The sequence below is a fragment of the Streptomyces sp. NPDC051822 genome (assembly GCF_044452745.1).
GTDB lineage: Bacteria > Actinomycetota > Actinomycetes > Streptomycetales > Streptomycetaceae > Streptomyces.
The window spans coordinates 192,251-215,496 of sequence record NZ_JBITBZ010000012.1 but is presented as its reverse complement, the minus strand read 5'-3'; the positions used below and the strand labels follow the sequence as shown (position 1 = coordinate 215,496).

General features: G+C 75.2%; 19 protein-coding genes and 1 pseudogene. 11 read left to right on the top strand and 9 right to left on the bottom strand.

What is annotated here, in order from left to right:
* Position 1: 1 nt before the first annotated feature.
* The 5 genes from ACIA8N_RS30665 to ACIA8N_RS30645 form a co-directional block, all read right to left on the bottom strand.
* Positions 2-787: a metallophosphoesterase gene (locus tag ACIA8N_RS30665; RefSeq protein WP_365780911.1), complete on the bottom strand. Its 786-nt coding sequence runs from the start codon at positions 785-787 to the stop codon at positions 2-4.
* 26 nt (positions 788-813) lie between these two features.
* The gene (locus ACIA8N_RS30660) at positions 814-1,065 is read right to left on the bottom strand and encodes a BON domain-containing protein (protein WP_365780732.1); all 252 of its coding nucleotides are present in this window, start codon (positions 1,063-1,065) and stop codon (positions 814-816) included.
* Positions 1,066-1,215: 150 nt separating this feature from the next.
* Complete coding sequence (locus tag ACIA8N_RS30655) at positions 1,216-2,616, bottom strand: FAD-dependent oxidoreductase (protein ID WP_365780733.1); 1,401 nt, start codon at positions 2,614-2,616, stop codon at positions 1,216-1,218.
* Between the two features lie 142 nt (positions 2,617-2,758).
* Positions 2,759-3,430 carry an HAD family hydrolase gene (locus ACIA8N_RS30650; protein WP_365780734.1) on the bottom strand — a complete coding sequence of 224 codons (672 nt, stop codon included), beginning with the start codon at positions 3,428-3,430 and terminating at the stop codon, positions 2,759-2,761.
* 56 nt (positions 3,431-3,486) lie between these two features.
* The gene (locus ACIA8N_RS30645) at positions 3,487-3,687 is read right to left on the bottom strand and encodes a hypothetical protein (protein ID WP_365780735.1); all 201 of its coding nucleotides are present in this window, start codon (positions 3,685-3,687) and stop codon (positions 3,487-3,489) included.
* A 222-nt stretch (positions 3,688-3,909) separates the two neighbouring features.
* Here ACIA8N_RS30645 and ACIA8N_RS30640 point away from each other — a divergent pair, with 222 nt between their 5' ends.
* The 7 genes from ACIA8N_RS30640 to ACIA8N_RS30610 all read left to right on the top strand — a co-directional run bounded on the left by ACIA8N_RS30640 (position 3,910) and on the right by ACIA8N_RS30610 (position 10,170).
* Positions 3,910-4,632 carry a HemK2/MTQ2 family protein methyltransferase gene (locus ACIA8N_RS30640; RefSeq protein WP_365780736.1) on the top strand — a complete coding sequence of 241 codons (723 nt, stop codon included), beginning with the start codon at positions 3,910-3,912 and terminating at the stop codon, positions 4,630-4,632.
* 65 nt (positions 4,633-4,697) lie between these two features.
* A complete protein-coding gene (locus ACIA8N_RS30635) occupies positions 4,698-5,129 on the top strand; it encodes a CDGSH iron-sulfur domain-containing protein (RefSeq protein WP_365780737.1) in 432 nt (143 codons plus the stop codon).
* On the top strand, positions 5,126-6,157 hold the full coding sequence (locus ACIA8N_RS30630) for an iron-containing redox enzyme family protein (protein ID WP_365780738.1): 1,032 nt from the start codon (positions 5,126-5,128) through the stop codon (positions 6,155-6,157). The genes ACIA8N_RS30635 and ACIA8N_RS30630 overlap by 4 nt, the downstream gene beginning before the upstream one ends.
* Positions 6,158-6,266: 109 nt before the next feature.
* Positions 6,267-6,746 carry an Lrp/AsnC family transcriptional regulator gene (locus tag ACIA8N_RS30625; RefSeq protein ID WP_365780739.1) on the top strand — a complete coding sequence of 160 codons (480 nt, stop codon included), beginning with the start codon at positions 6,267-6,269 and terminating at the stop codon, positions 6,744-6,746.
* A gap of 95 nt (positions 6,747-6,841) precedes the next feature.
* Complete coding sequence (locus ACIA8N_RS30620; RefSeq protein ID WP_365780740.1) at positions 6,842-7,237, top strand: helix-turn-helix transcriptional regulator; 396 nt, start codon at positions 6,842-6,844, stop codon at positions 7,235-7,237.
* Between the two features lie 68 nt (positions 7,238-7,305).
* Positions 7,306-8,115: a molybdate ABC transporter substrate-binding protein gene (modA, locus tag ACIA8N_RS30615; protein WP_365780741.1), complete on the top strand. Its 810-nt coding sequence runs from the start codon at positions 7,306-7,308 to the stop codon at positions 8,113-8,115.
* Positions 8,116-8,169: 54 nt separating this feature from the next.
* Entirely contained in the window at positions 8,170-10,170 is a 2,001-nt protein-coding gene (locus ACIA8N_RS30610; protein WP_365780742.1) for an ABC transporter permease, read from the top strand.
* Positions 10,171-10,197: 27 nt separating this feature from the next.
* On the opposite strand, the gene ACIA8N_RS30605 is transcribed toward ACIA8N_RS30610, so the two are convergent.
* Positions 10,198-12,258 (bottom strand): SpoIIE family protein phosphatase, encoded by a 2,061-nt coding sequence (locus tag ACIA8N_RS30605; protein ID WP_365780743.1) that lies wholly within the window; start codon positions 12,256-12,258, stop codon positions 10,198-10,200.
* Between the two features lie 347 nt (positions 12,259-12,605).
* Here ACIA8N_RS30605 and ACIA8N_RS30600 point away from each other — a divergent pair, with 347 nt between their 5' ends.
* Entirely contained in the window at positions 12,606-14,117 is a 1,512-nt protein-coding gene (locus tag ACIA8N_RS30600; RefSeq protein WP_365780744.1) for a hypothetical protein, read from the top strand.
* On the top strand, positions 14,114-15,865 hold the full coding sequence (locus ACIA8N_RS30595; RefSeq protein WP_365780745.1) for a protein kinase: 1,752 nt from the start codon (positions 14,114-14,116) through the stop codon (positions 15,863-15,865). The genes ACIA8N_RS30600 and ACIA8N_RS30595 overlap by 4 nt, the downstream gene beginning before the upstream one ends.
* Here the strand turns inward: ACIA8N_RS30595 and ACIA8N_RS30590 are convergent.
* The 3 genes and pseudogenes from ACIA8N_RS30590 to ACIA8N_RS30580 form a co-directional block, all read right to left on the bottom strand.
* Positions 15,847-18,966 (bottom strand): AAA family ATPase, encoded by a 3,120-nt coding sequence (locus ACIA8N_RS30590; RefSeq protein ID WP_365780746.1) that lies wholly within the window; start codon positions 18,964-18,966, stop codon positions 15,847-15,849. The two genes, ACIA8N_RS30595 and ACIA8N_RS30590, sit on opposite strands and share 19 nt — an antisense overlap.
* Before the next feature lie 127 nt (positions 18,967-19,093).
* Positions 19,094-19,399: pseudogene (locus tag ACIA8N_RS30585) on the bottom strand (DUF2000 family protein); the annotation flags it as partial.
* Between the two features lie 147 nt (positions 19,400-19,546).
* Complete coding sequence (locus ACIA8N_RS30580) at positions 19,547-20,581, bottom strand: hypothetical protein (RefSeq protein WP_365780747.1); 1,035 nt, start codon at positions 20,579-20,581, stop codon at positions 19,547-19,549.
* 126 nt (positions 20,582-20,707) lie between these two features.
* On the opposite strand from ACIA8N_RS30580, the gene ACIA8N_RS30575 reads away from it, so the two are divergent.
* The gene (locus ACIA8N_RS30575) at positions 20,708-22,183 is read left to right on the top strand and encodes an APC family permease (protein ID WP_365780748.1); all 1,476 of its coding nucleotides are present in this window, start codon (positions 20,708-20,710) and stop codon (positions 22,181-22,183) included.
* A 51-nt stretch (positions 22,184-22,234) separates the two neighbouring features.
* A complete protein-coding gene (locus tag ACIA8N_RS30570; protein WP_365780749.1) occupies positions 22,235-23,110 on the top strand; it encodes a carbon-nitrogen hydrolase family protein in 876 nt (291 codons plus the stop codon).
* Positions 23,111-23,246: the final 136 nt, after the last annotated feature.

Below are 23,246 nucleotides of genomic sequence, written 5' to 3'. Positions count from 1 at the left end.
GTCACCGTGGCGAGCTCGACCTCTCGGGTGCGACCAGGGTCGGGTCCCGGTCGGTCCGCGGGCCGGCCAGGGGCAGGTGGTAGAGGGCGAAGGCCCTGCGGATGACGGGCTGGGCGACGTTGCGGACGCGGACGCCGGCGGCCGTCATCCCGTGCTCCGTGCCCAGATGGGCGTGGCCGTGCACGGCGAGGTCGGCGCCGGACTCGTCGATGGCCTCCGCGAGGAGGTAGCTCCCCAGGAAGGGGTAGATCTCCACCGGTTCGCCGGCCAGCGTGTCGGGCACGGGCGCGAAATGGGTGAGGGCGATCCGGGCCCCGCAGCCGTCGGCGGACAGCTCGGTCAGGGCCCGGCGCAGTCCGTCGGCGCCCCGGCGCGTGGTGCGCACGAAGTCCTTCATCTCGCGTTCGCCGAACTCCCCGGCGCTGCGGCCCGCGAACCCGCCGCAGAATCCCTTCGTCCCCGCGATGCCCACCTTCTCGCCCGCCACCGGCAGGACCACGCTCTCACCCTCCAGGACGGTGACCCCGGCGTCGGTGAGGACCCGGGCGACGTCCGTCTCCCGCTCGGAGTGGTAGTCGTGGTTGCCGAGCACGGCGACCACGGGGACGCCCAGATCGCGTACCTCGTCCGCGACGACCTCCGCCTCCTCGACCGTGCCGTGGCGGGTGAGGTCGCCGGCGAGGAGGAGGACGTCCGCGGTCTCGTGCAGGGTCTCGAAGGAGGGACGCAGCAGGCCCCGGCAGTCCGGGCCCAGATGGATGTCGCCCACCGCGGCCACCCGGGCCACGGCTCCGTTCTGCCGTCCGGGGGAGGTCACAGCAGCTCCTCGGCCCGGTCCGGCGGATCCGCGCAGACGACCTGGAGGTCGGCGCGGACCGGGAGGTCGACCAGCTCCGCCTCGGCGATCCGGAGGATCTCGTCGCGGCGGTCGGCCGTCGGGACGGTGCCGGTCAGGAGGACGACCGCGCCGCGCACCTCGATCCGCACCCCGAGTTCGGCCACCTCCTCGCGCGCGAGCCGGTCCCTCAGCCGGGCGATCCGGTACTCGCTCTCTCCGCTGTTCATCGCGTACCTCCGTCCTGTGCCGCCGTGCCGTACCGCGGCGCCGAGCCGTGCCGAGCGGCGCCCCCGACCTGTCCTACGGCGCCGCCGACCTGTCCCACCGCATCGGCGGCTACCCGCGCGGCGCGAAAAGATCCGTCCGCCCGGCGGCGTTCAGCTCTCCAGCGGGCTGGTCGCCGGGCCCTGGAGCACCGAGCCGTCGGCTGCGAAGCGCGAGCCGTGGCAGGGGCACTCCCACGTCTGCTCGGCGTCGTTGAAGCCCAGTTCGCACCCCATGTGAGTGCAGCGCCGGCCCGTCCGCAGACCGGCCACGAAGTGGCGCGCCACGCCTGCCTGGTGCCCGGCGACTCCGGGGACCTCGCGGGCGGGCAGCCTCCGGCGCGGGTCGACGAGTTCCGTCCAGGCCGGACGCGGCGCGCCCGTGAGGTGCGCGGTGAGCAGCCGGGCCGCGGCGACGCCGTTGCTGAGCCCCCAGCCGCCGAAGCCGGTGGCGACGTAGACGTGCTCGGTGTCGGGGTGCTCGTGGCCGATGCAGGGGAGTCCGTCGGCGGTGTGGACGTCCTGCGCCGCCCAGCGCTGGACGGCCGGCGCCTCGGCGAAGCCCGGAAGGCGGTCGCGTGCCCATGCCTCCAGGCGCTCGTACCGCTCGCGTACGCCCCCGCTCCCCGGCTCGAACGCCTCGCCGGCGACGATCAGCAGCCGCCTGTCCCCGTCCAGCGGGGCGCTGCGTACGGACCGGGTGCCCTGCTCGGGCGTCAGGTACATCCCGTACGGGATGTGGCGCTCCTCGACGGGGGCGGCGACGACCAGCTCGCGGCGGAGCGAGAGCCGCATCAGGAGGGTGGTGTGGCAGCGGAGCGGGAAGTGAGTGGCGAGGACGACGTCGACGGCGTGGACGGTGTGCCCGCCCTCCACCGTGAGTCGGCAGTCCGTGGCCTCGTGCACTTCGGTGACGCGGGTGCCCTCGTGGAGGCGGCCGCCGTGCGCGACGAGGTCGTCGACGACGCCGAGCAGGAACCGGCGCGGATGGAACTGCAGTTGGTCCTCCACCCGGACGGCCGCGGCGACGGGGTAGGGCAGCCCCGTCTCGGTGACGGCGGTGGCCGGCAGCCCGGCCGCCGCGGCGGCCGCCGCCTCCGCCCTGACCTTGGCCGCGCCCTCCTCGTCGAGCGCGTACGTGTAGGCGGGCCGGTGTTCGATCTCCGCGTCGACGCCCAGCTCCGCGCAGAGCCGCGTCACGTCGCCGAGGGCGCTCTGCTGGGCGTCGGCGTACAGGGTCGCCGCCCCGGGGCCCTGGCGGTGGCGGAGGCGTTCGTAACAGAGGCCGTGCAGGGACGTCAGCTTGCCGGTGGTGTGTCCGGTGACCCCGCCGGCGATCCGGCCGGCTTCGAGCACCGTCACCTCGCGGCCGGCGCGGGCCAGCTCGCGTGCGGTGCAGAGCCCGGCGATCCCGGCGCCCACCACGACGACGTCGGCGCGTAGGTCACGGTCCAGCGGCGGGTAGGCGCTGCCGGGTGGTGCGGACTCCATCCAGTACGAGCTGTCCGGGCGCATGATCGCTCCTCTCGGCGGTCGGGTGCTCCGGCGACTACCCGGAGGCGCCGCTTCGCAGTCGCCCGCGTCCGGAGGTTCCCGTACTCCCCCAGACACCCCTAGGCCTGTCCGGCGGATCAGGGCCGGGTCCGCCGGACAGGCCCTAGTCCCCGGGTCCCGCCGAGAACGGGCCGGTGTCGAGTCCGTCGAGGAGGCCGGCCACGTCGTCGTACACGGCTTCGGCGCCCGCCTCCGTCAGGTCCGCCGCGGGGACTCCTCCGCAGAGCAGGGCGACGGTGGCGAGGCCGGCGCGGCGCGCGGCCTTCATGTCCCAGACGCTGTCACCGACGAAGACGGCCCGGTCGGGGGCCACGTCCACCAGGGAGAGCGCGTGCTCGATCGGGTCCGGGGCGGGCTTGCCCTCCTCGACGTCGTCGGAGGTGGCGGTGGCCGTGATCGCGTCGTCTGCGTCCACGGCCGCGCGGAGCGCCTCCAGCTCCCGGTCCTTCGCGGAGGTCACCAGGACGACCTTCCAGCCGCGCCGCGCGAGGGCCCGCAGCAGGTCCGCCGCGCCGTCGAAGGCCCGGAGCCGTTCGAACCAGGTGCCGTACAGGGCGTCGTGGGCGCCGCTGAGGCGGTCGTCCCCCGACCGGTCGCGGTCGGGCCCGAGCAGGTGCTCCAGGAGATCCTCGCCCGGCAGACCGATCGCGTGGTGGATGGCGCGGGTGGGCACGGTGTGCCCGCCCTGCCGCAGGGCCTCCCACCAGGCGACGACGTGCAGGGGGTTGGAGTCGACCAGGGTTCCGTCGACGTCGAAGAGCGCGGCACGGTCCATGTCCGGGACTCCCCTCCGGGGTGCGTGTCGGTGGTCCGGGGGACGCCGACTGTTCGTCAGTGGGCGGCGGCGCCGAACTCGGCGTGCTGGGTGCGCAGGGCGAAGTCGGTTTCGTCCCCGGGCGGTCCGCCGAGGAAGAGCCTGCGCGCCTCGGCGCGTGCCTCCCTCACCAGGGCGTGGAACTCATCGTCGGTGAGCTCGCGCCGCTCTCTCGCGTGCCGCTGCCCCACCGTGCGGCCCTCGGCGTCGGCGCTCATCTCCGGGCCTCCTCTTCCGTGCCGTGCCGCGGTTCTCTCTCCTGCCGCGGCTCCCCGTCTCTCTCGTGACGGGCTCTCTCTCATGACGCGCCTACCCGCTTCGGCGCCGGACAAGGGCGGCGGCGGTCCCGCGTTCCCGCCCGGTCCTGGGTGGGTGCCGGGCGGGAGGGCATGCCGGGGCAGGTCACGGGTAGTCGTGTGCCCGACAGTGAGGGGTTTGAGATGAAGAGCCTGACGACGGATGCCGGGGAGCGGCCGGTGGCGGTGGACCGGAGGACGGACGGCCCGTACGTCCCCCGGGTGTACCGCCTGCCCGGGGTGTACGCGCCCCAGACGGACACCGGCCTGCTGGCGGCCACCGTGCGGCGCGAGGAGCTCCGGCCGGGTGCGCGCTCGCTCGACCTGTGCACCGGTACCGGTGTCCTGGCGGTCGTCGCCGCCCGACGCGGCGCGCGGGCCACCGCCGTCGACATCTCGCGTACGGCGACCACCGCCGCGCGGTTCAACGCCCTGGTGCACCGCTGCCGGATCCGGGTGCTGCGCGGCGACCTGGACGCGCCGGTGCCGGACGAGCGCTTCGACCTGGTCACGGTCAACCCGCCGTACGTGCCGAGCGAGGACGAGGCGGCGCCGGTCCGTGGCGCGCGCAGGAGCTGGGACGCCGGGACCGACGGCCGGCTGCTGCTCGACCGGGTCTGTGCCCGCGCTCCCCGGCTGCTGACGTCCTCCGGCGTCCTGCTGCTCGTCCAGTCGTCGCTCGCGGGTGTCGACGCCACCCTGGAGGCCCTCGGCCGGCGCGGCCTCACGGCCCGGGTGGTCGAGCGTCGTACCCACGCGTTCGGGCCCGTGATGTCCGCGCGAGCGGGCTGGTTCGCGGCCCGGGGGCTGACCGCTCCCGGCACGCGCGTGGAGGAGCTGGTGGTCATCCGCGCGTTCCGGCCGTGATTGGGAAGCGCTGCTCCGGGCAGTCGCGCGATGTCAACGCAGTCGTCTCCGATCGGTGGTGTGTCATGTCTGCTTCTCCGCGCGGGAACGCCCCGCACGCGAGGACACGGGTCGCCGCTCCTCCGGAGCCGCGGGACGCGGGCCGGGACGCCGGCGCGAGCCCGGAAGGCGCCGGGTCCCGCACGTGGCCCCCTCGGGTGCAGCCCCTCCTCGAAGGGCCGCTGCTCGTGGAGGGGCCCGCGGACATCGTGATGCCCGACGGGTCGGTGCTCCGCTGCGAGCGTCCCGTGATGGCCCTGTGCACCTGCCGGCGGACCCTGCGGGCACCCTTCTGCGACACGAGCCACCGTCCCCGTCTGCGGCGCGCGCCCGGCGCCCCCGCGCCACGGCGTCGGGGCCGCGCGCCGGACGACACGGCCGACGAGGCGGGTGCGGACGACGCGGCCGGGGAGGGGACGACGGACGACGGTACGACCGAGGAGGCCCGCGCATCATGAGCGTCCTGCACGCCCTCACGACGACCACGGCCCCTCCGCTGCCCGAGGCACGCGGCGACGTCTCGAACGCCGTACGGAGGCGTCTGCTCGGCGGCGGCGTGGGAGAGCTGCCCCGGGAGGCGGAGATCGCGCGCTGCTCCCCGTACGGCGAGGATCTGCAGCTGGCCCTCCACCTCTGTTACGCGCCGCACTACCAGGGCTTCGAAGGGGTTCCCGACAGTCTCGAATGGGACGCGGGGCTGCTCGGGGTGCGGGCCCTCCTGGAGCACCGGTTCGAGAGCGCGCTGCGGCACGACTGCCGCGACCGGTCAAACGTCGACGAGGCACTCGCCGCCCTCCTGACCGAGCCTGCCGGTGGCACCGGCGTCACCCGGTTCCTGCTCTCCGACGGGAAGATGTGGCACCTGCGCGAGCACGCGGCGCTGCGGTCGGTGTCGCAGCTGCGGGAGGCCGACCCGTACCAGTGGGTGGTGCCCCGGCTGCGCGGCCGCGCCAAGGCCGCGATGGTGGCGATCTCCTACGACGAGTACGGCTGCGGGCGGCCCGAGCGCATGCACTCCCGGCTCTACGCGGACCTGATGGCCGATCTGGATCTCGACCCGGCGTACGGGCGTTTCGTGGACGTGGCCGGGGCCGAGACCCTGGCGGTCTCGAACCTGATGTCGCTGTTCGGACTGCACCGGAGGCTGCGCGGGGCGCTCGTGGGGCACGTCGCCGTCGTGGAGATCACCTCGTCGCCCGCCTCTTCCCGGCTCGCCGCCGCGCTGCGCAGGTCCGGGGCAGGCCCGGCCGCGGAGCGGTACTACGAAGAGCACGTGGAGGCGGACGCCGTCCACGAGCAGGTGGTACGCCGCGACGTCGTGAGCGGTCTCCTGGAGGACGAGCCGGACCTCGCGCCCGAGGTCTCCTTCGGCATCGCCGCGACCTGCCTCCTCGACGACCGTTTCGGCGACCATCTGATGGACGCCTGGTCGAGGGGCGAGAGCGCGCTGCGGACGCCCTCCGACGGGGACGGCTCCCTCCTGTAACCCGGTGCCGGTCCTCCGCCGGCCCGCCCGCCCACCGGGAAGACCGGGTTCCGTACCAGAATGGGGTGGTACGGACGGGGGTCCGGGGCCCGGAGGAGGACGACGGCGCATGGCGGTGGACGAGCTCGACACCAGGATTCTGCGGCTGCTCATCGAGCAGCCGCGGACGAGCGTGCGGGAGTACGCGCGGATCCTGGGGGTGGCGCGGGGCACCGTGCAGGCCAGGATCGACCGCCTGGAGCGGGACGGGGTGATCACCGCGACCGGCCCGGTGCTCTCCCCCGCCGCCCTGGGGCACCCGGTGCTCGCGTTCGTGCACATCGAGGTGACGCAGGGGCATCTGAACGAGGTCGGCGACGCGCTCGCCGCCGTGCCGGAGATCGTGGAGGCCTTCTCCATCACCGGGGGCGGCGATCTGCTGACCCGGGTGGTGGCCCGCGACGCCGAGCACCTGGAGGACGTCATCCAGCGGCTGATCCAGCTGCCCGGGGTCGTCCGCACCCGCACCGAGATCGCGCTGCGGGAACGGGTGGCGCACCGGCTGCTGCCCCTGGTCGAGGCGATGGGACGGCGCCGGGGCCCCGCCTGAGCTCTTTGTCACTTCCTCCAACGGGGCTGGCAGATGCGATGAGATGCGCCGGGTTACATTGCAGATGAGAGCCCGGACGGCCTAGCGTGACGCACATGCAGTCCTACACCATCGGACAGGCGGCGCGCCTGCTCGGCGTCAGCTCCGACACCGTGCGCCGCTGGGCCGACGCGGGCCGGGTCGCGACCCATCGCGACGACGGCGGCCGGCGTCTCATCGACGGCCACGACCTGGCCGCCTTCTCCGTCGAGATCGCACAGAGCACCGCGGGCGACGAGGACGTGCCGTACACCTCGGCACGCAACGCCTTCGCCGGCATCGTCACGGCGGTGAAGCTCGGCGACGTCGCCGCGCAGGTGGAGATCCAGGCCGGTCCGCACCGGCTCGTGTCGCTCCTCACCCGCGAGGCCGTGGAGGAGCTGGGTCTTGAGGTCGGCATGCGGGCCACCGCCCGCGTGAAGTCGACCAGCGTGCACATCGACCGGACCTGACCCCAGCGGACCGGTTCCCCACCCGTCCGGGCGGCCCCGCCGCCCCGCGCCCGAGGAGCCCCACCCCCATGCCTCTCTTCCGCACCCGCACGGGCCGCCGGGCCCTGGCCGCCGCCGCGACGGCCGGTCTGCTGCTGCCGCTCACCGCCTGCGGCGGCGACGGCGCACCGCAGGACGGCGCCGCGCGGTCCACCGGTGCGTCCGGAGTGCCCGCCGCCCGTCTGACGGTGCTCGCGGCCGCGTCCCTGACCGATGTGTTCGAGTCCGCCGGCGCCGCGTACGAGAAGTCCCACCCCGGCACGGAGATCGTCTTCTCCTTCGCCGGCTCGCAGGAACTCGTCGCCCAGATCGCCCAGGGTTCGCCCGCCGACGTCCTCGTCACCGCCGACGCCAAGAGCATGGACAAGGTCCGCGCCGACACCGGCGCCCCCACCGTCATCGCCAGGAACCGGCTCGTCATCGCCACCGGCGAGGGCAACCCGCACAGGATCGACGGCCTGGAGGACCTCGCGGACACCGGACTCAAGGTCGTCCTCGCCGCCCCCGAGGTACCCGCCGGCAAGTACAGCAGAAAGATCCTGGACGCCCAGGAGATCACGGTGAGGCCGGTCTCCCAGGAGCCGAACGTCCGCGCCGTGCTCAGCAAGGTCGAGCTGGGCGAGGCCGACGCGGGACTCGTCTACCGGACGGACGCCGAGAGCGCGAAGGACAAGGTCGACGCCGTCGACATCCCCGACGCGCAGAACGCCGTCGCCTCCTACCCCGCCGCCACGGTCAAGGACTCCGAGAACGCCGAGGCGGCCGCCGCCTTCGTCGCCTGGCTCTCCTCGCCGGAGGCACGGAAGATCCTCCTGGACGCGGGCTTCCAGCAGCCGTAGCCCGGTCGAGGAAGGCCCCGCTTCTCTCCGCACCTTCGACCCCTGGAACGAACGATGAAACGCCCCCACGGTCGGCCCACCGGGCGAGGGACCCGCACCCCGCTCCTCCTCGCCGTGCCCGCGCTGCTCGCCGTGGCGTTCCTGCTGCTGCCGCTCGCCGGGGTCCTGGCCCGCACCGAGTGGGGGGCGTTCGGCGCGCACCTGACGAGCCCCGGCACCGTCGAGGCCCTCGAACTGTCCCTGGTCGTCTCCTTCTGGGCGCTCGGCCTCTCGCTGCTGCTCGGCGTGCCGCTGGCCTGGCTGCTCGCCCGGGTGCCGTTCCGCGGGAAGGCGATCGTCCGTTCCCTCGTCCTGCTGCCCATGGTGCTGCCGCCGACGGTCGGCGGCGTGGCACTGCTGCTCGCCTTCGGACGCCGCGGTCTGATCGGCCCCTGGCTGGAGAACACCTTCGGCGTGACGCTGCCGTTCCACACCTCCGGCGCGGTGGTCGCCGCGACCTTCGTGTCCATGCCGTTCCTGGTCATCAGCCTGGAGGGGGCGCTCGCCGGTCTGCGCCCCCGGTACGAGGAGACGGCGGCCTCCCTCGGCGCCTCGCCGGTCCGGGTGTTCTTCACCGTCACCCTGCCGATGGTGGCTCCGGGGCTGCTCGCCGGCGCGGCGCTGACCTGGGCGCGGGCCCTGGGCGAGTTCGGTGCCACCATCACGTTCGCCGGGAACCTGCCCGGCACCACCCAGACCCTGCCGCTCCAGGTGTACCTGCTGCTCCAGGAGGAACCGGAGGCCGCCACCTCCGTCTCGCTGCTGCTGCTCGCCGTCGCCATGGCCGTACTCCTCGCCCTGCGCGGCCGCTGGACCGGCACGCCGTCCCCCCGCCGTACGCCACTCGCGTCGGATGCCCTGGGCCCCGGCGGAGCCGCCGATCCGGCGATTGGGCCGGTGCCGCCGTTCGGCGGGGCGGCGGCGGACCGCGAGGAAGAACCCCGGGCGCCGGGTGACGACGACGGCCCCGACGCAGGCGGGCGCTGGGCGCTGCACGCCGACGTCGACGGCTTCACCCGGCTGACCCTGGACGCCGCGCCCGGCACCACCATCGCCGTCGTCGGCCCCAACGGCGCGGGCAAGACGACCCTGCTCCGCGCCCTCCTCGGCCTCACCCCCCGGGCCCACGCCGCCCTCCGGCTCGGCGACGCCGACGTCACCGGCCTGCCGCCACACCGCCGGCAGGTGGCGTGGGTTCCGCAGGACGGCGCCCTGTTCCCCCATCTGACCGCACTCGCCAACACCGCGTACGGGCTGCGGGCGCACGGAGTGCCGCGGGCGCGGGCGCGGCGCGAGGCCCTGCGCTGGCTCGACCGTCTCGGCGTCGGTCACCTCGCCGACCGGCGCCCCGCCCAGCTCTCCGGCGGCCAGGCCCAGCGGGTCGCCCTGGCCCGCGCGCTGGCCGCCCGGCCCCGGCTGCTGCTCCTCGACGAGCCGCTCGCCGCCCTCGACCAGACCACCCGTGCCCATGTCCGGCACACCCTGCGCAGCCACCTCTCCGGCTTCGGCGGCGTCTGTCTGATCGTCACCCACGACCCGGTCGAAGCCGTGTCCCTGGCCGACCGCGTCCTCGTCCTCCAGGACGGCCGGGCGCTCCAGGACGCGCCCCCGGCCGAGGTCACCCGGCATCCCCGCTCACCGTGGGTCGCCCGCATGCTCGGCAGCAACGCCTGGCCCGGCACGGCCACCCCTGACGGCCTCGACCTGGACGGGGGAGGCGCCCTCATCACCGCCGAGCAGCCGCCCGCCGGGACCCCGGCCCTCGCGATCATCGCGCCCGAGGCGGTGGCCGTGCACCGCGAACGGCCCGGCGGCAGCCCCCGTAACGTCTGGCCCGGGACCGTACGCGAGATCACCGCGAGCGGCAGCCGGCTCCGGATCCTCGTCACCTCGGACCTGGCCCCGCCGCTCGTCGCCGAGATCACCCCGCAGGCCGCCGCCGAACTGGGCCTCGTGGACGGGGCGGCGGTCTGGACGGGGGTCAAGGCGACCGAGGTGACCGTCGTACCCCTGTGAACCCCGTGGCCGACGGGCCTCTCTTCGTCAGCGGGTGGTACGGGCGAGCAGCATGGCCACGTCGTCCTGGGCCGCTCCCGCGAGGAGCCGTCCCAGGACCTCGTCGCACAGCGTGTCCAGCGGGCGGTCGAGGGGCCGCAGGGCCTGGGCGAGCTGCCGCATCCCCTCGTCGAGGTCGCGGTCGCGGGCCTCGATGAGGCCGTCGGTGTAGAGGACGAGCAGCCCGCCCGCGGGCAGCGCGACCTCCTCCGTGCCGAAGTCGTGGGCGCCGGTGCCCAGCGGGGTGCCGGGCGGCCCGTCGAGGAAGGTGATGGTGCCGTCGGGGGTGGCCACGGCCGGCGGGGGGTGGCCGGCGCGGGCGATGACCCAGCCGCCGGTGGCCGGGTCGTGGACGGCGTACACACAGGTCGCCATCGTGTCCTCGCCGAGGTCCGCCACGACGGCGTCGAGGGAGCTGAGCATCGCCGCCGGCGGGATGTCGTGGCGGGCCAGGGTCCGTACCGCCGTGCGCAGCTGGCCCATGACGGCCGCCGCGTGGATGCCGTGCCCCATCACGTCGCCGATGACGAGCCCGGTCCTGCCGCCGGGCAGGGCGATGACGTCGAACCAGTCGCCGCCGACGTCATGGGCGCTGGCCGGCAGGTAGCGGCCGGTGAGTTCGAGCCCGGTGACGGCGGGCAGCGCGCTGTTGGTCAGGCTGCGCTGGAGGGTGAGGGCGGCCTCCCGCTGGGTCGTGTAGAGACGGGCGTTGTCGATGTTGAGGGCGGCGCGGGCCACGACCTCGTCGATGAGGACGCAGTCCTGCGCGTCGAAGGGCTCGCGGGTCCGCAGCCGGGTCACCGCGACCGCGCCGAGCACCTGGCCGCGGGCGACCAGGGGGACGAGCCGCGCCGAACCGATGCGGGTGGAGAAGTAGGTGCGGAGCGCCTCGGTGCGCGGACCGGTGAAGAGCGCCTGGACGTCGGAGGTGTAGAGGTTGAAGGGCCTGCCCCGGGAGACGACCTGCTCGTACACGGAGTCGAGCGGGATCTGGAAGGTCTGCCCGGGGGTGAGCACCGACGTGGGCGCGGTGGGGTCGGGGAAGCGGGCCGCGAGCCGGCGCAGCACTCCGCGCGTGGAGGCCGCCGGGTCGTCCGGTTCGAGGACGGACTCCAGCATCTGCACGTCCGCCGAGTCCGCGAGCTGGGGCACGAGGAAACGTACCGCCTCCTCTGCCGTCTGCTTGAGGTCCAGGGTGGTGCCGATCTTGGCACCGGCCTCGGCGAGCAGGGCGAAGCGGTGCCGGGCCCGCTCGACCTCGCTGTGCGCCTCCTGGCTCTCGGTGATGTCGACGAGGGAGGCGATCAGTCCCAGGGACTTCCGGTCGGCGCGGTCGACGAGGGGTGCGTACGAGCAGGACCAGATGCGGTCGCGATCGGGGTCCGCGGGGGTGCGGCCGACCCGGCGGGCGTCGACGACGGCGGTCCCGCTCTCCAGGACCTGGCGCATCAGCGATTCGAGCGAGGTGGCGTTCACGCCGGGCACGACCTCGGTGAGGCGGCGGCCCACGTGCTCGGCCGCCGGTACGCCGTTCATCCGGGCCAGGGTGTCGTTGACGCGCAGGAACCGCAGGTCGGGGCCGAGCAGGGCGAGACCGATCGGCGACTGGGTGAAGAGGCTCTCCATCGCCGCCAGGTTCTCCCGCATGCGCAGGACCTCGGAGGTCTCCACGGCGATGAGCATCGCCCCCGGCCGGCCCTGCGGATCGGCGGCCGGCACGATCCACATCTCCATCGCGACCATGTGGCCGTCCCGGTGGCGGACGGGCAGCGTGCCGACCATGGTCTCGCCGTTCTGGACGCGGTGGGTGAGCCGGTCGGCGAGTTCGCGGTTGGCGTCGGGGACGAGCAGCGGGGTGGCGAGCCGTCCGAGCACGTGCTCGGGGCGGTGGCCGAGCAGGTCCTGGGCGGCGAGCGACCACTCGACGATGCGGCCCTCGGCGTCCTCACGCCACAGGGCGATCGGAAGCAGCTCGCGGAGCACGCCCGCGTCCCCGACGGCCGCCCGGGGCGGCTGCGGAACCCTGCTCGACGACTGGTGAGTCTCCAACGCATCGACCTACGCATCGGCCCGGCCCCGGGGGGCATTCCCTATCGCATCACCCTAACCGAGTACCTGGGGGCGGGCCCTTCGCGGTACGGCCGTTCGATGAGCGCGGGGCGAGGGGTCCGGGGGGCGGTTCGGTTCCGTGGAGGGGATCGGTCCGGCTCCACGGATGGGGGCGGTTCCGTAGTTCTACGGACGGGGGGCGGTTCCGTAGTTCTACGGATGTGCGGGCGGCGCGGAACTGCGACAGTCGGTCCGACCTCTGCGCTCGCCCCCGCCCCCATGTCCGCCGTGGCCGCTGTGGCCACCGCCGTCACCGCCCCGCGCCCCCACTCCCCGGAGCACCCCGCATGAGCAGCCGCTCCCCCGACGAGATCCGTACCGGTGCGCGCGCGTACGGCCCCGAGGCCGGCGGTCGCCCCGAACCGGCGGATCCGCACGAGCTGCTCCACCGGGCCCGTCGGCTCACCTCGCACCGGCACCCCCGGGCCGGCAGTGCCTGGGAGCGGGCCGCGGCGGCCCTGGTACGCGCCGGCGGGACGCTCACCCCCGGCGACCACGCCGATGCCCTGGACTCGACCGCCCTCGACTGCCGGGGCGCTGCGCGGCCGGCCGCGCAGCCGCTCTTCTTCCGCGCCGCCGACCTGCACGAGCGGGCCGGGCGGCGCGGCAAGGCGCTGGTCTCGCGGGCGCGGGCGGTCCTCGCCGGTCCGGAGCCCGGCGCGACGGCGCTCGCCCGGCTCACGGAACTGTGCGAACGGGCCGGACTCCTCCACTCTCTGGGGCAGGCCGGCGCCGCGGAGACCGCGACGGTCCGCCTGCTGCGCGGCCGGGCCCGCGCCGACCTCCTGCACACCGCGCCCGACCCGGCGGCCGAGGCCGGGGCACTGCGCGAGGAGCTCACCCGTCTGATCGCCTTCACCGGACGGCACCCGGCGGACGGCGCCATGCCCGGCGTACGCGCCGACACCCGTGCGCTGCTCGGCCGGATCACCGCACCCGACGACCCGGCCGCCGCGCTGACCCATCTGCGGGCCGCGGCGGAGGAGCACCGTGCCGGGGGACGCCCCTGGCAGGCCGCGGAGCACGAGTTGGTGCTCGCCGCTCTGTTGCGGGCCACCGGCGCCCCCGAGGAGGCCGCCGCGCTGCTCAGGGCCGCCCTCGGGTCCGAGGCTCCGGGCTCGCCGCTGCAGGCCTCCGACCGGGCCCGGCTCTGCCTCGCCCTGGCGCGTGCGGTCGCCGAGCCTGGCGGGCGGCGGCCCGCGGCCGGCGGGCCCGGGGCGGAGGACGAGGAGCTGTCCCTCCTCGCCGAGGCCGCCGGGCAGGCCGACGGGCCCGCCCAGGACGTGCACGTGGGCGCTTTGGCACGGCTCCGCCTCGGGGTCGCGCACGCGGAGCGGGGCCGCTGCCGCGAGGCGTCGGTCCTCCTCGACGAGGCCCTGACCGGATTCGCGGAGGACGGGGACGGTGCGGCGCGCGTACGGGCCAGGGCCTGGCTCGCCGAGTGCGCGCTGCGCCTGGGCGAACCGGAGCTGGCGGCACGGGAGTACGCGCGCGCCGCGGCGGAGGCCCGGTCCTGGGACGACGGGAGTCACGCCGCTGCTCTGAGCGGTCGGGCGGCGTACGCGCTCGGCGCGGCAGCCGGTACGCCCGAGGAGGCGGCCAGCGCCCACGAACGGGCGGCCGATGACACGGACCCCGCCGCGGGCCCGGGCCCGGGTGACGCGTGGCCCTGGCTGCGCGCGCTCCCGGAGCCGTGCGGACCGCAGGGGCCCTACCAGGTGAACGTGTACGGCGAGGTGGGCGGACCCGGGCCACGGCCCGGCGGCGCCCCGGTGAACCGAGTACAGGGGTGTGTGTGAGCAGAGTGATCGACGGCCGCTTCGAGCTGGTGGAGCGGCTGGGCGGGGGCGGGATGGGCACGGTCTGGCGCGCCCGCGACCTGGTCCTCCACCGGGACGTGGCGCTCAAGGAGGTGCGTCCGCCGGATCCCGCGCTCGCCGAGCACGACGTCGAGGGGGCCAGGACGCTGCGCGCCCGCGTCCTGCGCGAGGCACGCGCGCTGGCCCGGATCGACCACCCGAACGTGGTGACGATCCATCACATCGTCGACGCCGGCGAGGGGACCTATCCCTGGCTCGTGATGGAGCTGGTCACCGGCGGTTCGCTCCAGGACCGGCTCGACCGGGGCACGATGACGCCCGTCGACGCCGCCGGGCTCGGCCGCGAGCTGCTCTCGGCCCTGCGGGCCGCCCACGCGCGCGACATCGAGCACCGTGACGTGAAGCCGCCCAACGTCCTGCTGCGCCCCGACGGGCGGCCGGTGCTCACCGACTTCGGCATCGCGGCGATCCGCGAGTCCACCGTCCTGACGGCCTCGGGTTCCATCATCGGCTCGCCGGACTACATGGCGCCCGAGCGGATCCGCGGCGTCGGCAGCGGTCCGGCCGCCGACCTGTGGTCCCTCGGCATGCTGCTGTACGTGGCGGTCGAGGGCCACCATCCGCTGCGCCGGGAGAACACCCTCGCGACGCTCGCGGCCGTCCTCTCCGACGACGTGCCGCCGCCGCGGCGGGCCGGTGCGCTGACCGGCGTACTCACCCGGCTCCTCGTACGCGACCCGGCCGAGCGGCCGGACGCGGAGGAGCTCGACCGCGCGCTCGCCGCCGTCACGGCGACGGGCCCGGCCGGGCCCCCGGCCCCCCGTGAGGACGCGGGGCCGGTGGCCGGCGAGGACGAGGCAACCTCGTTCCGGCTGGCTCCCCCGTCCGCGTCAGCGTCCACCGCAACTTCGGACGCGGCTTCTTCGGAGGCTTCCTCTTCGGACGCGGCTCCTTCGGACGCCTCGTCGGACGCGGCTTCGCCGGTTCCTTCGGCCGCGGTTCCTTCGGCCGCGGTTGCGGCGACCGCTCCCTCCGTGGCCTCCCCTCCGGGTGGCCTCGCACCGCGTCGGCGGAGCCGTGCCGGGCGGTTCCTGGGCTCCGCCGCCGTGGTGGTGCTCGCCGTCGGCATCCCCGTCGCCGCCATGAACTGGGACTGGCGGCCGTCCGACCCCGGTAGCGGCCCGAGCAGCGCTCCGCCTTCCCGGCAGGGGCCGGCCGCGCAGCGGCCTTCGGCGTCCAAGGCCCCGGCTCCCACCAAGGAGGCGGATCCGGTGGCGCGCGACCTGCTGACGCCCGCCGGAGTCAGGACCGCCATCGCCGCGGTCAAGGCGGCCTCGGGCAGCACCAGGGTCACCGGATTCGTCGTGTACCCGGACTACGCGGTCGCCGAGTCGCTGGTCAAGGGCAGTTCGAAGCGGTACGACCGCTACGTCTACCGGAACGGGGACGTCGCCGTGCGCCAGGGATCCGGCACCTCCTTCCCCGGCGCGGTCCCGGCCGACCTGAACGCCTTCGACTGGGACGCCCTGCCCGGACTGGTCAGGCGCGCCGACGAGGAGCTGGGGGTCGACCAGCCGACCAGCCGCTATCTCGTTCTCGTCCCGGGCTCGACCCTGCTCGGCAGCGAGGCGGGGCTGAGCATCTACCTGACCGACGCCTACGGCACCGGCTATCTGAACGCCGACGCGAAGGGCCGGGTGACGGCCACCTACCCCCGCAAGGACTGACCGCCTCCCACACTCTGCCTGACCACGAGGGAGGCGAGTCCGGCCCGGGTCTCCACACCCGTCTTGCGGTAGACGCGGGCGACATGGCTCTCGACCGTGCGGGGGCTGAGAGAGAGCCGGTCGGCGACGGCCTGGTTGGTGAGCCCTTCGGCGACCAGGACGGAGATCTCCCGCTCACGCGGGGTGAGATCGGCGAGCCGTCCCCCGGCGGCGCCCTCCGCCGGGACGGGTCTGGTGCGGTCGGCCAGGTCCACCAGCATCCGGGCGCCGCCCTCGGCGGCCAGGCGGCGGCCCCTGCGCCACTGCGCGGCGGCCCGGGGCCCGTCGCCCGCCGCCTGGGTCCAGGGGGCGGCCAGGAGGAGGCTGTGCGCCTCGCGGAGAATCGCGCCGGAGCGGGCGCTCTGCCGGGCCGCGTCGGCGAACGCCTCGGCCGCCGCCGCCGGTTCGCCCCGCCGGGCGAGGACCTGGCCCCAGGCGCGCCGCGCGGCGGCGAGCTGGACGGGCAGCCCGAGCCGCTCGGCCTCCGTGAGGGCCCGGCCTGCCACCCGCTCGGCCTCCGCGAGGTCTCCGGTGGCGAGGGCCGCCCCCGCGAGGAGTTCGAGGTATCCGGGGCGCAGCGAGGCCTGGAGCCGGGAGAGGTCCCGGTCGCCGCCCGCCCGCACGAGCACGTCCCGCACCCGGTGCGGGTCCCGGGAGAGCGGTACCGAGTAGCCGAGGAGGCAGCGGGCCTGGGTGGCCCACCAGCCTTCGGCGGTGCCCACGGTGGCCGCGGCGTCCTCGGCGGCGGTCAGCGCCTCCGCGTCGCCGAGCGGCCGGGCGTGGAGGAGGACGGTGGCCCGCAGCGCCCCGCTGAAGCCGACGAGTTCGGGGCCGCCCAGGGCCCGGGCGACGGCGAGGGACTCGTCGGCCAGGGCCAGGGCGGTGCCGACCCTGCCGGTCAGGAGGTGGACGTACGCCAAGCAGAGGAGGAGCTGCGAGAGCGCGAAGGGCCGTCCGGCGCGGCGGGCCATCGCGATGCCCCGGGTGGCGTGCCGCTCGGCGGTCCCGTACTCCTCCAGGAAGACCTCGGTCCAGCCGAGGCGCACCAGCGATTCGGCCTGGTCCGCCAGTCGCCCGTCGGTGAGGGCGTCGGTGAGGGCCGCGGCCTCCGCCGCGTGGGCGCGGGCGGCGGCGGTCTCGCCGGTGTAGGCCTCGCCGAGCGCGGTCAGGGTCAGCACCTCGGCCGCGCCCGCGTCGTCGCGGCGCCGTCGTGCGTCGTCGAGGGTGGGGGCGAGGACGGGGCGGACGTCGGGGTACCGGGCGGCGAAGAGGGCCCGGCAGCCCCACTCGACGACGAGCCGGGTCCGAAGGTCGGGGCGTGGCCCGGGGGTTCGTGCCAGTTCGGCGCGGAGCAGGGCGTCCGCCTCGGGGTAGCGGCCGAGGTGGCGCTCCATGAAGGCGCAGAGCAGCACGGCGGAGGTCCGCAGCTCGGCCGGGTCCGTCCCGCCGACGCGGAAGCCGTCGTCACCGGACTCGCCCCGGTCGCCGGAGTCGCCCCGGTCGCCGGAGTCGCCCCGGTCGCCGGAGTCGCCCCGGTCGCCGGAGTCGCCCGCGTCGTCGGAGTCGCCCTGGTCGCCGGAGTCGCCCGCGTCGTCGGAGTCGCCCTCCTCGTCCGGGTCCTCTGGTCCGCAGGCGTCGATGAGGTGGTGCAGGAGGTCCCGGCTCTCCGCCACCCGGCCGGCCGACCCGAGGGCGTCGGCCCGCCGGAGCATCAGTTGCCGGCGGCCGGCGCGGTGGTCGGGAGTGTCGGGGAGCAGCGCGAGGACGGCCGCGAGCCAGTGGGCGGCGCGGGCGGGGTCGGCCGTCCCGATCCGCTCGGCGGCCTCGACCAGTTCGGCGGCGACGGCCGGGTCCCAGACGGTCGCGGCGCGCACGAGGTGCGGGGCGCGCTCGGTGACGGGCGCTCCGGTGCGGGCGAGGGCGTCGGCCGCCCGCCGGTGCAGTTCTGCGCGGCGCCACGGATCGAGCGTGCCCCGGACGAGTTCCGCGAGGGCGGGGTGGCGCAGGGCCAGTCGGCGCCCGTCGGCGTCGGGCCGGACGAGGTCCCGGCGGGTCAGCTCCCGCAGGGACTCGTCGACCGTCGCCCGGTCCCCGGAGCCCGGCGGGGTGACGGCGGTGAGGAGCTCGGCCGTCGCACGCCCGTCGAGCACGGCGAGCGCCTCGACGAGCGCACGCTCCGGCCCGCCGAGCGGGGTGAGTTCGTCGAGGAGCACCGCGACGGGCCCGGTGCGGGACGCCTCTCCCCCTCGCGTACGCGCGTGCGCGAGGGCCCGGTGGTAGAGCGGATTGCCGAGCGAGGCGGCGTGGATCTCCCGGGCGAGGCCGGGCGGCAGCCCGGCGACGAGCCCCTCGGCGCACTCCTCCGCCGTCAGCGGCCCGAGGACGAGCCGGGCCAGGTCCCCCGAGTCGGCGGCCCGGGAGAGGACGGAGCCGGGGCCGGGCGCGGTCTGCCGCTCGCGGCGGGCGAGGACGAGCAGGACGAGGGCCCGGGTCGGATGCCGGAGGAGATGGTCGACGAGCGCGACGGAGGCGGGGTCGGCGCGGTGGAAGTCGTCGAGGACCAGCACGAGTCCGGGGCCCGGGACCCGGCCGAGGGCCGCCGCGATCCGCCGCACCCGGTCGTCGCACGCCGCACCGGTCGCGACCCCGTCCGCACCGCCGTCCTCCGGGCCCGCCGGACCGGACGCGGGCGCGAGCACGGACGCCGGTTCGAGGAGTGCCGCGAGTGAGGCCAGGGCCGGGGAGTCCGTGCGGTCTCCGTGGTCCAGGTCGGCGAAGGCGTCGGCGAAGGCCTGGAAGGGGATGCCGTGGTCCCCGTCGCCGGGGCTCGCGCGGCCGCGCAGGACGGTCGCGCCCTGCCGGCGCGCCCGCGCCGTGAACTCGGCGAGGAGCCGGGTCTTGCCGACGCCCGGCTCACCCGTGACGTCCACGGCCACCGGACCGGCTCCCGGCCCCGCCCCGGCCCAGCGGCGCCGCACCAGCGCGTCAAGCCGGTCGAGTTCCCGGGCACGCCCGACGAGCGGCGCGCGGTCGCCGCACGCCAGGTCCATGAACGTGCCCACCGGCAACCCCCTCGTGCACCCTGCGGTCGGTCCTTCGGCTCCCGCCCTTACCCCGACTCCCAGTTGTACGGCACGCCACCGACAACCGCGCCCTCACCGTCGGGCCCGTGCCGTGCCGCACCCGGCGTCAGGGGTGCATCCGCGCCCCCTTGAGCACCTTGTCGACCGCGTTGCGCGGCCCGTACACGGCGATGCCCGCGAGATCCAGCCGGTCCTTCCCCACCGCCCGTACCGCGGCGCGGTTGTCCCGGTCGTTGCCGGTGGCGAAGAGGTCGGTCGTGAAGACCGCGCGCGGCAGCGCGCGGGAGAGCGCCCGGGCGTGCGCCGTGGTCAGCGTCTCCTTCGTGCCCTCGAAGACCAGGACGGGCTGGCGGAACATCGGCAGGTACGGGGTGCCGTCGGCGTCGGCGTACGGTTCGCCGATCACCTCGGGGGGCACGGCTGGAGCGACCGGGTGATCGCGGAGGTGGTGGGTGTGGTCACCCTCAACCTCCTGACGGGCGCCTTCAACCTCCTGGCGGGCATCCGGCCGGCGACCGAGGACTGACGCCGCCGAGGGGCACCGCCGCCCCCGCCGTGGTCAGCGGCGGGTCCCCCCTCCGCCGAGGATCCTGGCCGCCTGCCTCTCGATCACGGGGTCGGCGTCCGCCGCCGGCAGCGTCGAGACCAGCTCCCGGAGCCGCTCGAAGTCCTCGTCGGACTGGCAGCACACGTCGCTGATCGCACCGTCGAGGTAGTCGGCGGTGTTGTCGTCCGCGTCGGCGAACGCCGCCAGGACCAGGCGCAGACCGTGGACGTCCCACCGTTCGAGCAGGGCTTCCGCCGTCTCCCGGGTGACGGCGGTGTCCTGACCGTCCAGCAGCAGCTTCCGCAGCACCTCGGCCGCCGCGGGGTCCTCGGCCGAGGCGGCCAGTCGCCGTCCGGCCGCCGCCCTGAGGGCCCAGGAGTCCGAGCGGGCGTCCCGAAGACCGGCCTCGTCGTCGGCGGCGCCCGGGTCGTACCCCGTCACGGCGCGCGCGTACGACGAGAGGGCCGCGATCACCTCGGCGCGGCTCCGCCGCCCGGCCAGGACCTCCATCTGGTAGCCGTCCTCCATCGCCACGAAGTTGGCGGCGATCAGGCGCGGCGGATCCTGGAGGACGAAGTGCCCCTGCGCCCTGCCCAGGACGAGGATCTCGGCGTAGACGGAGATCTGCCGTTCCGTCAGCGCGCTGTCGAGGGCCGCCGCCTTGGCGTCGCGCAGACAGCGCGGCCAGTACTCGAAGAGCAGCCGGGTGAGCGCGTCGTCCGGTCCCGCCGCCACGCCCTTGCCGATGCAGGCCCTGAGCTTGAGGCGGGCGTCGGCGAAGCCGTCCGCCGCGGCCTCGCGGTCCTGGCTGTAGCGGGTGATGGCCTGCTGGTAGGTCTCGTGGACGAGGGCGTCGAGGTCTCCGTAGTAGAGCACCGCGGCGGGGGTGACGCCGGCCTCGTCGGCGACGTCGCGCAGCCGCAACCCCTCCAGGCCGCGCGTGAGCAGCGCGCGCTGCACCGCCTCGGCGAGCTCGGCCCTGCGGGCCTCCTTCCCGCCGCCACCGGCCTTCTTCCCCCTCGTGGACTTCGTGGGCTTCGTCGTCACCGCACTCCTCACCTCTCCCCAAGTTCCTATACGGGGATTCAGAGAATATCCCCCAGGCCTTGACTCACCTAGCCCCCCTCTCTTAAATCTGCGTTTAACAAAACTCCCCCTCTCCAGGAGTACGTCATGACGACGCCCCCCGGCGGGACGGGCAAGGGACTGCGCGGCGGCTCCCTCGGCCTGCTCGCCTCCGTCGCACTCGGCCTGTCCTCCGTCGCCCCGGCCTACAGCATCACCGTCACCCTCGGCTTCGTCGCCCTGGTCGTCGGCGAGCTCGCCCCGGCCGCGCTCCTCCTCGGCTTCGTGCCGATCCTTCTCACAGCCTTCGCCTTCCGCGAGCTCAACCGCGAGATGCCCGACTGCGGCACGACCTTCGTCTGGAACACCCGCGCCTTCGGTCCCGGGCCAGGCTGGCTCGCCGGCGGCTGGGTGCCGCAGACCGCCACCCTCATCGCCATGGCCGCCCTCGCCCAGGTGAGCGCCGGCTATCTGCTCGGCCTCCTCGGGCTCGACGGCGCGGCGGACGACACCGCCGCCGTCACCGCCGTCGCCGTCCTGCTCATCGCCGCCCTCACCGCGGTCGCCCGCCGGGGTCTGCGCGTCGCGGCCGGCGTCCAGTACGTGCTGCTCGGGCTCCAGCTGTTCGCCCTCGTCGGTTTCGGGGTCGCCGCCCTCGCCCGCCCGGGAGCCGCGGACCCGTCCCCGAGCTGGCTCGACCCCCTCGCGGTCGACGGCTTCGGCCCCTTCGCGCAGGCCGTCCTGCTCTGCCTCTTCATCTACTGGGGCTGGGACGCCCTGATCACCACCAACGAGGAGACGCGCGACAGCGACCGCGTGCCCGGCCGGGCCGCCGTCATCTCCACCCTGGTCCTGCTCGGCACGTACCTGTTCATCGCGTTCGCCGCGCTCTCCTTCGCCGGGACCGGCACCGGCGGCATCGGACTCGGCAACCCCGACAACGCCACCGACGTGCTGGCCTCCCTCGGGCCGCCGGTCCTCGGCCCCGTCCTGGCGAAGGTGATGGAGCTGGCCGTCTGCGTGTCGGCCGCCTCGGCCCTGCTCACCTGTCTCGTCAGCAGCCCTCGCGGCACCCTCTCCATGGCCACACACGGCGCGCTGCCCGCCGCCTTCGCCCGGGTGCACCCCCGGTACCGCACCCCCGCGTTCGGCACGGTGTTCTTCGGCGCCGCCGCGGCGACCTTCCTCGTGGCGCTCTCGCTGGTCTCCCGCGCGTTCCTCGGCGACGCCATCCTCTGCGTCGGGCTGCTCATCGCCTGCTACTACGGCACCACCGCCCTGGCCTGCGTCTGGTACTTCCGCAAGCGCCTGCGCGACTCGCCGCGCTCTCTGCTCCTGCGGGGCGTGCTGCCGCTCACCGGAGGGCTGCTGATGCTCGCGGCCTTCGCCCGCAGCGCGTACGACATGCTCGACCCCGCCTACGGCAGCACGTCATTCCACGGCGTCGGCGGCGTCTTCCTGCTCGGCACCGGCTCGCTCACCGCCGGAGTGCTCGCCGTCCTCACCGCCCGCTCCCGTTTCCCGCTCTTCTTCCGGACCGGACGCACGACCGTCGCCGCCCACCTCGTCACCGTCGAGGACTGAGCTCTCCCCGAGAGCCGCTCACCGCCCACCTCACCAAGGACCCCGAATCCCATGCGCACCCTCGCCGTAGCCGCCCTGCAGACCGCGCCCGTCCCGTACGACCTCGAAGCGACCTGGCAGCGGTACGCCGACCAGGTCCGGACCACCCGGTCCCTCTTCCCCCACGTCGGGCTCGTCGTCGTGCCCGAGCTGCTGCTCGCCGCCGAGGGGCCGATGCTCGGGCCCTCCCCCGAGGACTGGATGGAGCGGACCGCCGAACCGATACCGGGCCCGACGACCGACCGCGTGTGCGCGCTCGCGCGGGAGACCGGCCTGTGGCTGATCCCGGGCAGCCTCTTCGAGCGCGCCGCGGACGGCCGGATCTTCAACACCGCCGTGGCCGTCTCCCCCGAGGGCGAGATCGTCGCCCGCTACCGCAAGATCTTCCCCTGGCAGCCGTACGAACGGACCGCTCCCGGGGACGAGTTCACCGTCTTCGACATCCCCGGCACCGGCCGGATCGGCCTCGCGATCTGCTACGACGGCTCGTTCCCCGAGACCGTCCGCCAACTCGCCTGGCTGGGCGCCGAGGTCGTGGTGCAGCCGACCCTCACCACGACCCGCGACCGGGAGATGGAGCTGGTGTGCGCCCGCGCCAACGCGTGGACGAACCAGGTCTACGTACTGAACGTCAACGCGGCCGACCCCGCCGGCGTCGGTGGCAGCGCGATCGTCGACCCCGAGGGCATCGTCCGCCAGCAGGCCGGCGGCGGCGAGGAGATCCTCGTCGACGTCCTGGACCTCGACACGGTGACCCGGGTGCGGGAGCACGGCTCCGCCGGACTCAACCGCCCCTGGAGCCAACTGGCCCGGTACGGCGAGGGCATCCATCTCCCCATGTACGGCGGGGCGTTCCGCACCCCCGAGTGGGCGGACCGGCCCGCGTAGGGCGCCGGGGCGGTGCCCGGCCCGGCCGGTCGGCAGCCGGTCCGGGCACCGCCCGAAAATAGTAGCCATGTACATAGTAGCCATGTACTGTATCTGCTGTGAGTTCATCGGGTTCATCGAACGAAGGCGCCACGGC

What these genes read in the sequence shown, in the direction of transcription:
- ACIA8N_RS30630 (WP_365780738.1), top strand. Translation starts at nt 5,126, where the DNA reads ATGAGCGTCCTGCACGCCCTCACGACGACCACGGCCCCTCCGCTGCCC.
- ACIA8N_RS30620 (WP_365780740.1), top strand. Translation starts at nt 6,842, where the DNA reads ATGCAGTCCTACACCATCGGACAGGCGGCGCGCCTGCTCGGCGTCAGC.
- ACIA8N_RS30660 (WP_365780732.1), bottom strand. Translation starts at nt 1,065, where the DNA reads ATGAACAGCGGAGAGAGCGAGTACCGGATCGCCCGGCTGAGGGACCGG.
- ACIA8N_RS30650 (WP_365780734.1), bottom strand. Translation starts at nt 3,430, where the DNA reads ATGGACCGTGCCGCGCTCTTCGACGTCGACGGAACCCTGGTCGACTCC.
- ACIA8N_RS30570 (WP_365780749.1), top strand. Translation starts at nt 22,235, where the DNA reads ATGCGCACCCTCGCCGTAGCCGCCCTGCAGACCGCGCCCGTCCCGTAC.
- ACIA8N_RS30600 (WP_365780744.1), top strand. Translation starts at nt 12,606, where the DNA reads ATGAGCAGCCGCTCCCCCGACGAGATCCGTACCGGTGCGCGCGCGTAC.
- ACIA8N_RS30655 (WP_365780733.1), bottom strand. Translation starts at nt 2,616, where the DNA reads ATGCGCCCGGACAGCTCGTACTGGATGGAGTCCGCACCACCCGGCAGC.
- ACIA8N_RS30645 (WP_365780735.1), bottom strand. Translation starts at nt 3,687, where the DNA reads ATGAGCGCCGACGCCGAGGGCCGCACGGTGGGGCAGCGGCACGCGAGA.
- ACIA8N_RS30635 (WP_365780737.1), top strand. Translation starts at nt 4,698, where the DNA reads ATGTCTGCTTCTCCGCGCGGGAACGCCCCGCACGCGAGGACACGGGTC.
- ACIA8N_RS30575 (WP_365780748.1), top strand. Translation starts at nt 20,708, where the DNA reads ATGACGACGCCCCCCGGCGGGACGGGCAAGGGACTGCGCGGCGGCTCC.
- ACIA8N_RS30610 (WP_365780742.1), top strand. Translation starts at nt 8,170, where the DNA reads ATGAAACGCCCCCACGGTCGGCCCACCGGGCGAGGGACCCGCACCCCG.
- ACIA8N_RS30625 (WP_365780739.1), top strand. Translation starts at nt 6,267, where the DNA reads ATGGCGGTGGACGAGCTCGACACCAGGATTCTGCGGCTGCTCATCGAG.
- ACIA8N_RS30640 (WP_365780736.1), top strand. Translation starts at nt 3,910, where the DNA reads ATGAAGAGCCTGACGACGGATGCCGGGGAGCGGCCGGTGGCGGTGGAC.
- modA (WP_365780741.1), top strand. Translation starts at nt 7,306, where the DNA reads ATGCCTCTCTTCCGCACCCGCACGGGCCGCCGGGCCCTGGCCGCCGCC.